The organism is Clostridium sp. SM-530-WT-3G, from assembly GCF_012843905.1.
Classification (GTDB): domain Bacteria; phylum Bacillota; class Clostridia; order Clostridiales; family Clostridiaceae; genus Clostridium.
In genome coordinates this window covers 45,418-58,547 of the sequence record NZ_JABAGC010000017.1, presented here as the reverse complement: position 1 = coordinate 58,547, position 13,130 = coordinate 45,418, and the positions used below count along the sequence as shown (strand labels likewise).

Below are 13,130 nucleotides of genomic sequence, written 5' to 3'. Positions count from 1 at the left end.
TCTTAATTTTCTGAAAAATTAAAGCTGAAATTAAGAAGATTTTAAACATATAAATAAATTTACTCTTTAAAGCTGAAAAAAATTAATCATTCTTGATTTTGATAAAGAATGATTATATAATTTAAAACATAACATAAAATTAAAAAATATATAAAAAGTTCGGATGAAGGTAGTGGGAGAGATGAAACTATATTTTTATAGTGGAACACCGAAGAGGTTAAATCTTTCAGGTAAAAGGACCACTGCTGGACGGGCCTCTGGAGAGACTCATAATGTATGAGCACCGAAGGAGCAAGATTACTAAGTTAAATATTTTGTATTTTTTTATGAATGATTTTTTATTAAAAGTCTAAAAATATAAGTGATTAATTTTAGTAATTCAAACTCTCAGGTAAAAGGACAGAGGACAATGACAATTGAGGTTAATAATTGAAAGCTTACAATTTTGAGAATATATAAAAAAATAAGGAATTAAAGTTCTTAGTTTAAAGTTTTCAACGAAATAGCTGTATATTGTATTAATTGTTCTCCTCCGTAATTAATGTATTTGTTAGGGGGATTTTTTTATGAAATTATCAAATTTATTTTTAGCGGATAATGTTTCTGCTATCCAATCTGTATTCGAAGCAATCGATTCGTTTATCTGGGGACCGCCATTACTTATTTTATTGGTAGGTACAGGTATCTATTTAACAATCAGACTGAAATTATTACAAATATTTAAATTACCTTTAGCGCTTAAATATGTATTTGGAAAAGAAAGTAGAGAAGATGAGGCATCTGAAGAGGGAGATGTGTCAAGTTTTGCAGCACTTTGTACAGCGCTTTCAGCTACAATAGGAACAGGAAACATAGTTGGTGTGGCTACAGCAATTAAAGTAGGTGGACCAGGAGCAATGTTATGGATGTGGTTTGCAGCATTCTTTGGTATAGCTACAAAATATGCGGAAGGTTTACTTGCAGTAAAATATAGAGTAATAGACGAAAATGGCGAGATGTGTGGTGGACCTATGTATTATATACAAAATGGTTTAGGTCTAAAATGGCTTGCAAAATTATTTGCTTTCTTTGGTGTAGGGGTGGCATTTTTTGGAATGGGCACTTTTAGTCAGGTAAATTCAATAGCAGCAGCGGCATCTAACTTTAATATTCCAAAGGTAGCTACAGCAATAGTTATAACTTTACTTGTTGCACTTGTTACTTTAGGTGGAATTAAGAGAATATCAAAGGTTGCAGAAAAGGTAGTACCTTTCATGGCAGTAGCATATGTTATTGGTGCTGTTACAGTACTCATTTGTAATTTTTCTGCAATACCAGCAGCAGTTGCATTAATTATAAAAAGTGCGTTTAATCCAGAAGCTGTAGGTGGAGCACTTGCTGGAACTGCAATAACTGTCGCAATAAGAAATGGTGTGGCAAGAGGAGTGTTTTCAAATGAATCTGGGCTTGGTAGTGCACCAATAGCAGCTGCAGCAGCAAAAACTAATTCAGCAGCTAAACAAGGTTTAATTTCTATGACAGGTACTTTTTTTGATACAATAATTATATGTACTATGACAGGTCTTGTAATAGTTCTTACAAGTGGTACTACAGGTGTATTTGAAGTTGGAGCAGCAATAGAAGGTGCAGGACTTACATCGGCAGCATTTGAAGCAGGACTTCCAATGGCTATAGTGGGTAAATATATAGTTAATATAGGTTTAGTATTTTTTGCATTTACAACAATACTTGGATGGAATTATTATGGTGAAAAGTGTATGCAATATTTATTTGGAACAAAATCTATAATGCCATATAAACTTATATATATAGTACTTGTAGCAATAGGACCTTTCTTATCGTTAGATTTAATATTTACAATAGCAGATATAGTAAATGGGTGTATGGTATTCCCTAACTTAGTAGGTCTTATAGGACTTAGAAAAGTTGTTATAAAGGAAACAGAAGAGTATTTTTCACAGTTAGAAAGTGGAATAAATAATATTGAAGGAGCTATTATAGATTAAAATTATAAAAGATAATATATTTAAATATAGAATATAGTAGTTAAAATTATACGGTAAATAAAAAGTCATTAAGATGTTACTCTTAATGACTTTTAGTATGCAATGCGATATTTTTTTTCATCATCTTTAACAGATAATTCGTTTAAATCCATATTATCAATTCTTGAAAAGTTATTTCCCTTTTTTATTGCACTAATAAAATTAATAAGATTTTCTTTTAATCCCTGAACTTCTATTTGAACTTTTCCGTTATATAAATTTTTGTGCCAACCAGTTAAATTATATTTCATAGCCATCATTTGTGTAAAGTATCTGAATCCAACTCCTTGGACTCTGCCATCAACAATAATCGAATATCTAACCATATTATTATGAACTCCTAAAACAATAAAGTATGAAATTTAGTGTGAATTATATGATTTATAATGTATAAATTTATTATATCATAATGACTACAAATTATTAAGACGATAAAAATTGAATTAAATTTATAAATATATTAAATTATTAAGCATATGATTAAAGAAAGTAAAATAAAAGTTCAAATGATATATACAATTAATCAAATGGAATATAGAAATTACACTTTGAATAGTATATATAAGTATTTATAATTATCAAAAAATTTAGTATAATATCTCATGTAATGGGAATAATACTTAAATATGAAATAATTACATGAAAGTAGGGTGAAAATATGATCGAAAAGAGTATGGCATTAATAAAGCCAGATGGAGTAGAAAGAAATTTAATAGGAAATATCATAAGTGTTTATGAGGATAACGGGCTAAAAGTTAAGGCTCTAAAGCTTATGACTGCAACAAGAGATCTAGCCGAAAAGCATTATTCTCAACACAAAGGAAAAGACTTTTATGAAGAACTTATAACATATATAACAAGAAGTCCTTTATGCGCTATTATTCTTGAAGGAGAAGATGCTATTAAGAGAGTAAGAGCTATCAATGGAGCTACAAGTCCTGATGATGCGGCACCAGGAACTATAAGAAATAAATATGCAAGAAGTAAAACTGAAAATTGTGTGCATGCTTCAGATGACCCTGAAAGTGCAGCAAGAGAAATTGAACTTTGGTTTCCAGAATTTAAATAATAAATAAAGAAAAAAGATAGGCAGATTAATATCTGACCTATCTTTTTTTATCTTGAAGTTTTTACTTTCATCCATGCATCATCATAGAGTCTTAAATCTTTATTAAGATCGACAAAAACTTCACATTTATCAAGAATGCTTTGTGGTGGATAGAATGATTCATCGTTTTTAACTTCATCATCTAACATTTCATAAGCTGCTTCATTTGGAGTAGAGTATTCAATATATTCAACATTTTGAAGCGCATTTTCAGGATCGCATAAAAAGTTTATAAGTTTTTCAGCATTTTCTTTGTGCTTTGCACCTTTAGGAATTGCCATAGCATCAAACCATTTATTTGTACCTTCTTTAGGTAAGACAAATTTTAATTTTGGATTTTCGCTCATTATATATGCTGCATCTCCAGACCATACAGGAGCTATTGCGGCTTCTTCTGTTATCATTTTATCTTTAACTTCATCAACATAGTAAAGAGGATCCATAGTTCTTTTTTGTTCAATCAGAGCTTGTGTTGCAGCTTCTATTTCATTTGGATCTGTAGAATTCATAGAATACCCTAATTTTTTAAGCGCTATACCAAGACTGTCTCTCATAGAATCAAACATTATAACTTGTTTATTGGCATAATTTGTATTCCAAAGTATATCCCAGCTATCAACAGGGTCTGTGACAATATCAGGATTATAAATTATTCCTATTGTTCCCCACATATATGGAACAGAGTATTCATTATCAGGGTCATATTCTAGATTTTTAAATTCTTCACTTATATATTTATAATTTGGAATATTATTAAAATCTAATTTTTCAAGCATATCTTCTTTTATCATTTTTTGAATCATGTAATCTGATGGCACTACCAAGTCATAGGTTCCAGGCGTACTTTTTACTTTTTGATACATGATTTCATTTGTGTCATAAGTAGAGTAATCTACTTTTATTCCAGTTTCTTCAGTAAATTTAGTTAATAAATCTTCGTCTATGTAATCTCCACAATTGTAGAAATAAACTACATCGTCACTAGTTGAAGTTTCTGACTTACCACATCCTGAAAAAAGGCTTAGTGTAAGTAATGATGATAAAGCAAGTGCTCCAAGTGTTTTGAATTTTTTCAATTTATTCACCTCTAGTTTTAAATTAAGCACAGAATGTGAAACATAAATAATCACTTTCTGTGCACAAAATTATTCATCTGCTAATTTTTGCTTTTTATTTACTATTAATAATAATGCAAGTACTGTTATAAACATTAAAGTTGAAAGGGCATTAATTTCAGGTTTAATACCACGTCTTGCCATTGAATATATTTCAATTGAAAGATTTGTTACACCAGGACCTGTAGTAAAGAAGCTGATTACAAAATCATCAATAGACATTGTAAATGCCATTAGGAAACCAGCAAATATACCAGGTTTAATTTGTGGCATTACAACTTTCCAAAATGTATATAGTGGAGTAGCACCTAAATCAGCAGCGGCATCTAATGTATTTTCAGGAAGCTGCCTTATTTTAGGGAGTACTGAAAGTATTACATACGGTATATCGAATGTAATATGAGCTAAAAGCATTGTTGTAAACCCAAAATTAAAGTTTAAAAAGATAAATAAACTCATAAGTGCAATACCAGTAACTATATCAGGATTTAATACAGGTAAATAATTAATATTTAAAATTAAAGCCTTCATTTTGCCGTTCATTTGCGATATTGCAAGAGCACTTATTGTACCTATTATAGTAGCTACTACAGAAGCTAATACTGCAATAAGTACAGTATAGTATAAAGCAGAAATAAGTCTATCATTACTAAATAATTCTTTATACCATTTTAATGAAAATCCAGTCCAATGTCCCATAGTCTTTGATTCATTAAATGAAAAAATTATAAGTATAAATATAGGAATATATAAAAATAAGAAGATTATGAACAAGTAGCATCTTTTTATTAAATTTTCAATTTTATTTACCATAACTGTCCACCGCCTTCAGTTTTAGATGTTCCATCAAATTTAGATGATATTGCCATGAAGATTAATATTATAATCATCATGAATATTGAAATTGCAGAACCGAAGTTCCAATCTCCCATAGTTGTATATTGTTGCTCAATAAGATTTCCTAAAAGCATGTATTGTCCGCCACCAAGAAGTCTTGAAATTACGAATGTTGATACAGCTGGCATAAATACCATTGTTATACCGGAAAATATTCCAGGTATACTAAGTGGTAATATTACTTTTTTAAAGATTTGAAATCTATTTGCTCCTAAATCTGCAGCAGCATTAACTAAATTAATGTCCATTTTAATTAATGTAGTATATAAAGGTAATACCATAAATGGTAGGAAATTATATACCATACCTAAAAGAACTGCAAAATCATTATATAAAAACCATATTGGTTGAATTCCGAATTTGCCAAGGAAAGTATTTACAAGGCCTGTTTTTCCTAGTATTGGAACCCAAGCGTAAGTTCTAAGAAGAAAATTCATCCACATTGGAAGAATAAAAAGCATAATTAAAAAGTTTCTTTTACTAGGTTTCATCTTAGAAATTATATATGCAATTGGATATCCTATTATTAAGCATGCAACAGTTGAAATAAGTGCAAGCCATACTGACCTTAGAAAAATGCTTATATATTGTGAAGCCATTAATCTTTGATAATTTTCTAATGAAAATACATATCCTGAATCAGTTTTAACTGTAAAACTAAAAAACAAAACTATTAATAAGGGAATTACTATGAAAATTGCGCTCCATGCAAAGTATGGATATGCAGCTATTGATGTTTTTTTCTTATTGTTCATTGTTATCACTCTTTTTCATTATATGAATATCTTCTGGATATATATTTAATCCAACATGGCTGTTTACATTAGCTGATTTAGTACTATGAATAATAAATTCAGTACACTCAGTTTTTACAGTTATTTCATAATGAACTCCTTTAAATATAATAGAAGTAACAATACCTTCTATCATTCCCTTATCACTGCTTACAATTGTTACATCTTCAGGTCTTATTACGATATCAACAGGTTCATTTTCTTTAAAGCCTTTATCAACACATTCAAAATCTCTATTACAGAAATTAACTTTAAAATCTTTTATCATTGTACCGCTTATAATATTGCTTTCTCCTATGAAATCAGCAACAAAAGCATTAGCTGGTTCATTGTATATATCTTGAGGTGTTCCCATTTGTTGAATTACACCTTTGTTCATAACTACAATAGTATCAGACATAGTAAGAGCCTCTTCTTGATCATGAGTTACAAATACGAATGTAATACCAACTTCTTTTTGAATTTTTTTAAGTTCTATCTGCATTTCTTTTCTAAGTTTTAAGTCAAGAGCAGCAAGTGGCTCATCAAGAAGTAATATTTCAGGTTTATTTACTAAAGCTCTTGCAATAGCGACTCTTTGTTGTTGACCACCACTAAGAGAATCAACTGATCTATTACCAAAGCCACTTAATGCGACAAGTTTTAGCATTTCTTCAACTTTACTTTTTATTTCGTCTTTAGGTAATTTTTTTAATTTTAAACCGAATGCCACATTGTCAAAAATATTCATGTGAGGAAACAGGGCGTATTTTTGGAATACTGTATTAACCTGTCTTTTATATGGTGGTAATGATGAAATATCTTCATTTTTAGACATTAACTTTCCTGAATCAGCATTTTCAAATCCTGCAATTATTTTTAATGTTGTGGTTTTTCCACATCCACTTGGTCCTAATAGTGTTAAAAATTCATTTTTCTTAATGTTTAAAGATAAATTATCTAATACTATATTATCACCATAAGCTTTAGTAATATTTTTTAGTTCAATAATGTTTTCACTCATAAAAAACACCTCTTTCTACTGTTTAAAATGATGGGGGAGTACTGATCCAAATTACTTTTGCTGGTGTTTTTCCGGCGTTAGCAATATAATGGTTTACTTTAGCTTTATAATAAAAGCTTTCCCCTTTTTTTACTTTATATTTCTTTTTTCCTAAGTGAAGAATTATACTTCCAGATAGAACATAGCCAAATTCTTCACCCTCATGAGGTTCTTCCTCAATATACTGTCCGCCAGGTTGAAGTGTAATCATGATGGGTTCCATTTCATTCTTTTGAGCATTAGGAATAAGCCACATTAAAGAATATTTTAACTCGTCATCATCTTTTTCAAACATGTCATCTTTAGTATATGTTACTTTTTCTTCTTTTGAATCACTGAAGAAATCAGGAAGGTTAGTCCCCAATATTTCAAGGATGTCAATTAGAGTAGCAATGGATGGAGAAGTCAAGTCATTTTCTACTTGAGAAATAAATCCTTTTGATAATTCACATCTATTGGCAAGCTCCTCTTGAGTTAATTGTTTTTCCATTCGGAGTACTCGAATTTTTTCCCCTATTTGCATAATTTCACCTACTAATCAATTTATAATAATCACTTTTACTAAACCATAAGTTTAAGATTACTAAACAAACAAGGATAATTATATATATTTTGTATAGAAAAATCAATATATTTTTTCAATTAAAGAGTACAATATGATAATTATGCTAAAATAATATGATTTTTGCGAGGAATATATTTACAAATAAGTTATAATTATAATTTTATAAATAATTAAAGAAGATATGATATAATAAATAAGGGGAATAAAAAATATAAGGAGCTAGTTTATGAGTGTAAAAAATATTGACTTTAAAGTGACTACATTACTGATTGTATTGTTAGTTGTATCAGGTATATCAGCATATAAATTTTTAGGGCCTGGAGTTGATGATGTTCGAAAATCTAAAGAATTCATTGAAAAATTATATTCAATTAATGCAGTGAATACGGATATTGATTTATCAGATATAAAGTATGAGAAAGTTAAGTCGGCAAATAATAAAACTGAACTTACTTATTCGACAGTAGTAACTCAATATTATGGAATAGATTTAGACAAAGAAAACGATGTAATAGGATTTGCAAAGAAAGATTCTCAGCCTAATATAACAAGGGTTGGAATAGAAGAAGCTCAAGCTATGGCTGAAAAATATCTTCAAAATATTTATGGTGGGGACATAACATTAAAAAGTGTTAAGAATGAGGAAGACCTTCCGTATTATTCATTTGTATTTACCAAAGAGAAGTATGGGTATTCTTTTTATTTTGATGAAATAAAGGTAAATATAAATAAGGAAAGTGGATATATGGATGGATATTCTAATATGGCTATAAGAACAACAGAAAAAGAACCACTAATAAATATAAATGAAGATGAAGCTAAACAAAAAGCATTAGAAACATTTGAGTCATATAATGGAGATGGGATAGTATCTGATAATATTCAACTTGTTTATTGTGCAAATAAGATTGAAAAAGCATCGGATAATGTTCAGGAACTATGCTATATGATTACAGTAGAAGGAAATGATTCTGATGGAAAGAAAATTTCTTGGAAGATATTTGTGAATGCTGACAATGGTACTGTATTTAATATATTAAAAAATGGATTTGAAAAAGAGGTTAAGACAAATTAGGAATTAAATTGTGTGATTGCGTTTAGTATGGGTTTACATAAATGGAGTAATTTTTTGTTGAATTTAAAAGTGGTTATAAAAAGGTGCAGCATTTTGCTGCACCTTTTTATATAAGTTTTATTAGAGAAATTAATCCCATTCAGTTACATTTTCTAAACCTGGTATAGAAGAAGCCTTAAATACTGGATCCTTTATTCCAGCTTTCTTTTGGGCTTTATAATCGTCTAATGCTTTGAATGCAAATTTACCTAAAAGAGCTATTGCAATTAGATTTGTGATTGCCATTAAGGCCATAAAGATATCTGCTAAATTCCAAACGATATCCATGCTTACTGTTGCTCCAAATAAAACCATTAAAGCAACACATACTCTATATAAAGTTAAATAAATTTTCTTATTAGTTAAAAATTCTATATTTGCTTCTCCATAATAATAATTTCCTACTATAGAACTAAAAGCAAATAGTAGTACACATAATGCAATAAATATACTTCCGAAACTTCCAATCTGAGAACTTAAAGCGTTTTGTGTTAATTGAATTCCAGTTAAACCACTTGATAAGTCTATATCTGATAATAAGATTATAAAAGCAGTACAGCTACATATTATTATAGTATCTGTAAATACACCTAAAGTTTGAATTAATCCTTGTTTAACAGGATGTGATACATTTGCAGTTGCAGCTGCATTAGGAGCACTTCCCATACCTGCTTCATTAGAAAATAATCCTCTTTTTATTCCTATAAGAAGGGCACCACCAATTCCACCTCCTATAGCTTGTTTAACACCAAAAGCATTTTCAACTATAGTAAGAATTAAGCCTGGAACATGATTTATGTTTTTGAATACTACGAATAAAGAAATTAATATGTATAAAGTAGCCATAATAGGTACTATAATTTCTGAAACTTTAGCAATTCTATGTATTCCACCGAAAATAATAAATATAGTTATTATTGTAAGTACAGCACCAACTAAAAATTGATTTATACCAAAAGCTTCATTTAATGCTAGAGAAATTGTATTTGATTGTACAGAGTTAAATACTAATCCAAAGCATATTGTTATTAGGATAGAGAATATTACACCCATCCACTTCATATTTAAAGCCTTGTCCATATAATATGCAGGTCCTCCAACATAAGCACCATTTCCATCCGATTGCTTGTAAATTTGAGCTAATGTTGATTCGACGAAGCTTGAAGCAGCACCTATTAATGCCATAAGCCACATCCAGAATATAGCTCCAGGCCCACCTATTGAAATTGCAATTGCAATACCAGCAAGATTACCTGTCCCTACTCTTGAAGCAGTACTTATACAGAATGCTTGGAATGATGAAACAGAGCCTTTTTCTTTTTTGCCAGTTGCTCCATTACCTAATAGTCTGAACATTTCTTTTATAAATCTAAATTGAACAAAACCAGTTTTATAAGAAAAGTATATTCCAAGAATTATTAATGGTGCAATTAATACGTAAGTCCATAAGAAATCATTGAATTTTGTGATTGAACTATTTAAAAATTCCATTAAATTACTCAGTGTTGTCATAACCAATCCTCCTAAAATCTAAGTGAAGCAAAATCTTTTGCCGAAAATTGAATTAATTATATTTTATAATACAAATGTAAAATATGCAAGATTTTAAAAAAAAATATTCATAATTTTGATTGTAGATTTAAATATAAGAGTTATATATCGGCTAAAAATCTTAAAGGAATTATAAGGTGGCTTTAAAAATGCAGGAATAATTGCAGTGTTTATTCAAAAAAGAAGTTTTTGTATTCAGGGTAAAATAAATAAGACGAAGATTACTTCTGTTTAAGAAGCAATTCTTCGTCTTATATCTTAATTTCTATAAGGTGTTATACCTGTATTATTATGATTGTTAGTATCTGGAGCAGGTATAGTACCAGCAATATTGTTTCTATTAGCAGGTGGAGTAGGTGCAGGAGAAGTATTATTAGTAGTGTTAGAATTATTATTATCTGTTCCTCCTACAGAATGACCACTGTTGCTATTATTGTCAGAATTGTTATCTTCTGTATTATTAGAAGAATTAGTATTATGTTGCGAATGATTATATGATGTATTATTAGAAGAATCATATCCAGAAGGTAATACTACATTATAGTCTGCTGTTACAGGATTTGGATGCTCTTTTTCTATAAATACTTGCTTTCTAGTTAAGAAACTAGGAGTATTTCGTGTTGCAAGTTTATGGTTAAATATATTTACATTAGCCCATACATGAGTATTGCATCCTTCTGTAGGTTGAGTACCTTCAGCAAACATCTCTTCAATAACACGGCTTCCTCTTGAATCACTATAACATCCAGGAGTAGGAAGATCACCAGAATCCTGACATACATTAACTTTAACAATTCCACTAGGTTCTTCAATTTCTTTAACTGCTAATTTTTCATGAGCTTTTTTCATGATTATTCCCCAAAGTTTAGCACATCCGCTTGAACCGCCGGATAGTTTTGTTGGAGTATCATAACCAATCCATACAGAACCTGAAAGATAAGGAGTTAATCCAGCAAACCATAAATCTGTAGAATCAGTTGTAGTACCAGTTTTACCTGCTACGGGCATTTCTCCCCATTTAGCAGCACCAGCATTATATGAAATAGGTCCTTTTAACATATCGTACATGATATATGCTGTTTCCTCTGAAAATACGTCAGTTTCCTTTGGATTTGAATTATCTAAAAGTGTTTTTCCAGTTGCATCTACAACTTTTGTATAAAGCATAGGCTTTCTATAAACACCATCGTTACCAAATGTTCCAAAAGCTCCAGCTAAAATATATGTGTTTCCACCATCTCTATCACTTGGATCATTATTAAACTGACCAAGAGCTAAAGAAGCAATGGATGATTTAGAATGAGAATTATATTTTAAGCCAAGCTTTTCACCATATGATACTCCAGTTTCTAATCCAAGTGCATCTTCTATTTGAACAGAAACAGTATTTTTTGAGTATTTTAATGCTTCTCTTGCAGTAAGAAGTCCAGCATATTCATCTGGAGAGTTCTTTGGATTGTAAGTCTTACCATTATCCAATTTGTTATCAACTAATGGTGCATCATCAAATGCAGTAGCTGCTGTTATAACCCCTTCTTCTAATGCAGGGCCATATACAGTAAGTGGTTTTGTTGTAGACCCAATTGGTCGTAAGTCATTGTATGCTCTATTTGTTGACTGAGGCTGTTGATTACCTCTTCCCCCAACCATAGCTAGAACTTTACCATCTCTATAATCTACAATTGTAGCAGAAGCTTGAAGTAAAGGAACACCATCATTATCATAAGTTTCTTTATTGCTTATACTTAAATTCTTGTAGTTATTTAATGTTTCTTGAGTATAATCTTGAAGTTCTCTATCCATAGTAGTATAGATTTTTAAACCACCATTTACCATTAATTTTGAAACTTCATCATCAGAATAGTGATATTTTTCTTTTAAATCTTCTTTTACTTGTGATACAGCTGGGTATACAAACCATTCATAATTCAATTTATAATCCTGTTTGCTTGGTTTAAATACTAAGCCTCCATTTTTTACATCATTAACTGCCTTTGTGTACTCAGCTTCAGTAATATATTGTTCTTCATACATTTTACCAAGTACAGTAAGAGTTCTATTTATATATGGAGTAGGATCTTTTACGTTATTTGTATTATAAGCGCTATAGTAGCTTGGCGCCTGAGTTATACCCGCTAAATATGCACATTCTATTAAAGATAAATCAGATGTACTTTTGCTAAAATATAAAAGGGAAGCAGCTTCAACACCGTAAACATTACCACCCAATGGTATTGTGTTTAAGTAAGCTGTTAAAATTTGATCCTTGGTTAATCGCTTTTCTAAATTTATAGCGAGATACATCTCTTTTACTTTTCTTTCTATAGATACGTCATTTGTTAAGATAGTGTTTTTTAGTAGCTGTTGAGTTAATGTAGATGCACCATGTAGCCCTTTTTTTCCTGTTAAAATTTTCTTTGCATCTAGCAAAGCGGCACCAACTACTCTTTGAACATCAACACCTTTGTGCGAATAAAAACGTTCATCTTCAATTGATACAAATGCATTTTTTAATGTTGCCGGCATCTTACTAGAGTCGATAACATATCTTACTTCATCAGTATGCAGATTATCCATAAATGCTCCATCTTTATCATAGAGACTAGATGGTTGATTAAGTGATAATACAGCATTTACATCAAGTGGAGGTGTAGTTTTTATTATAGCAAAGACATATCCTGCAGCAACTACGAAAATTGCTAGAAAACAAAATAGTAATCCATAGCATATACCCTTAAAAACTTTCTTGCCCTGTTTAGGTTTTGGTTTCTTTTTAACACTATTGCGAGGAACACTATTTGTTTTCCTTCCATTATTAACTGCCATCTTATCCTCCTAACTATAAGGTTTTTGTGTTTTGATAATATTTTATATTATTATAGCATAATTATAGTATGAG

General features: G+C 30.1%; 11 protein-coding genes and 1 riboswitch. Of the genes, 3 read left to right on the top strand and 8 right to left on the bottom strand.

The window, feature by feature from the left end; genetic code table 11:
- Positions 1-247 precede the first annotated feature (247 nt).
- A riboswitch (glycine riboswitch) is annotated at positions 248-413 on the top strand.
- Between the two features lie 153 nt (positions 414-566).
- Positions 567-2,006, top strand: a complete 1,440-nt coding sequence (locus HF850_RS08185) for a sodium:alanine symporter family protein (RefSeq protein ID WP_169104964.1) — start codon at positions 567-569, stop codon at positions 2,004-2,006.
- Positions 2,007-2,098: 92 nt separating this feature from the next.
- Here HF850_RS08185 and HF850_RS08180 read toward each other — a convergent pair whose 3' ends face one another.
- On the bottom strand, positions 2,099-2,371 hold the full coding sequence (locus HF850_RS08180) for an acylphosphatase (RefSeq protein ID WP_169104963.1): 273 nt from the start codon (positions 2,369-2,371) through the stop codon (positions 2,099-2,101).
- 332 nt (positions 2,372-2,703) lie between these two features.
- Between HF850_RS08180 and ndk the strand changes: the two genes are divergently transcribed.
- Positions 2,704-3,114 (top strand): nucleoside-diphosphate kinase, encoded by a 411-nt coding sequence (ndk, locus tag HF850_RS08175; RefSeq protein ID WP_169104962.1) that lies wholly within the window; start codon positions 2,704-2,706, stop codon positions 3,112-3,114.
- Between the two features lie 47 nt (positions 3,115-3,161).
- Here ndk and HF850_RS08170 read toward each other — a convergent pair whose 3' ends face one another.
- The 5 genes from HF850_RS08170 to HF850_RS08150 form a co-directional block, all read right to left on the bottom strand.
- A complete protein-coding gene (locus tag HF850_RS08170; RefSeq protein ID WP_169104961.1) occupies positions 3,162-4,229 on the bottom strand; it encodes a spermidine/putrescine ABC transporter substrate-binding protein in 1,068 nt (355 codons plus the stop codon).
- Positions 4,230-4,298: 69 nt separating this feature from the next.
- Positions 4,299-5,081, bottom strand: coding sequence for an ABC transporter permease (locus HF850_RS08165; RefSeq protein ID WP_169104960.1), 783 nt, complete (start codon positions 5,079-5,081; stop codon positions 4,299-4,301).
- A complete protein-coding gene (locus HF850_RS08160; RefSeq protein ID WP_169104959.1) occupies positions 5,075-5,920 on the bottom strand; it encodes an ABC transporter permease in 846 nt (281 codons plus the stop codon). Before HF850_RS08160 ends, HF850_RS08165 begins: the two co-directional genes overlap by 7 nt.
- Positions 5,910-6,962 carry a spermidine/putrescine ABC transporter ATP-binding protein gene (gene potA, locus HF850_RS08155; protein ID WP_169104958.1) on the bottom strand — a complete coding sequence of 351 codons (1,053 nt, stop codon included), beginning with the start codon at positions 6,960-6,962 and terminating at the stop codon, positions 5,910-5,912. Before potA ends, HF850_RS08160 begins: the two co-directional genes overlap by 11 nt.
- Positions 6,963-6,984: 22 nt before the next feature.
- On the bottom strand, positions 6,985-7,524 hold the full coding sequence (locus tag HF850_RS08150) for an XRE family transcriptional regulator (protein ID WP_169104957.1): 540 nt from the start codon (positions 7,522-7,524) through the stop codon (positions 6,985-6,987).
- Positions 7,525-7,792: 268 nt separating this feature from the next.
- Between HF850_RS08150 and HF850_RS08145 the strand changes: the two genes are divergently transcribed.
- The gene (locus HF850_RS08145) at positions 7,793-8,641 is read left to right on the top strand and encodes a YcdB/YcdC domain-containing protein (RefSeq protein ID WP_169104956.1); all 849 of its coding nucleotides are present in this window, start codon (positions 7,793-7,795) and stop codon (positions 8,639-8,641) included.
- A gap of 129 nt (positions 8,642-8,770) precedes the next feature.
- Here HF850_RS08145 and HF850_RS08140 read toward each other — a convergent pair whose 3' ends face one another.
- Both HF850_RS08140 and HF850_RS08135 read right to left on the bottom strand, forming a co-directional pair.
- Entirely contained in the window at positions 8,771-10,171 is a 1,401-nt protein-coding gene (locus HF850_RS08140; RefSeq protein ID WP_169104967.1) for an alanine/glycine:cation symporter family protein, read from the bottom strand.
- Positions 10,172-10,489: 318 nt separating this feature from the next.
- Positions 10,490-13,057 (bottom strand): PBP1A family penicillin-binding protein, encoded by a 2,568-nt coding sequence (locus HF850_RS08135; protein WP_169104955.1) that lies wholly within the window; start codon positions 13,055-13,057, stop codon positions 10,490-10,492.
- Positions 13,058-13,130 lie beyond the last annotated feature (73 nt).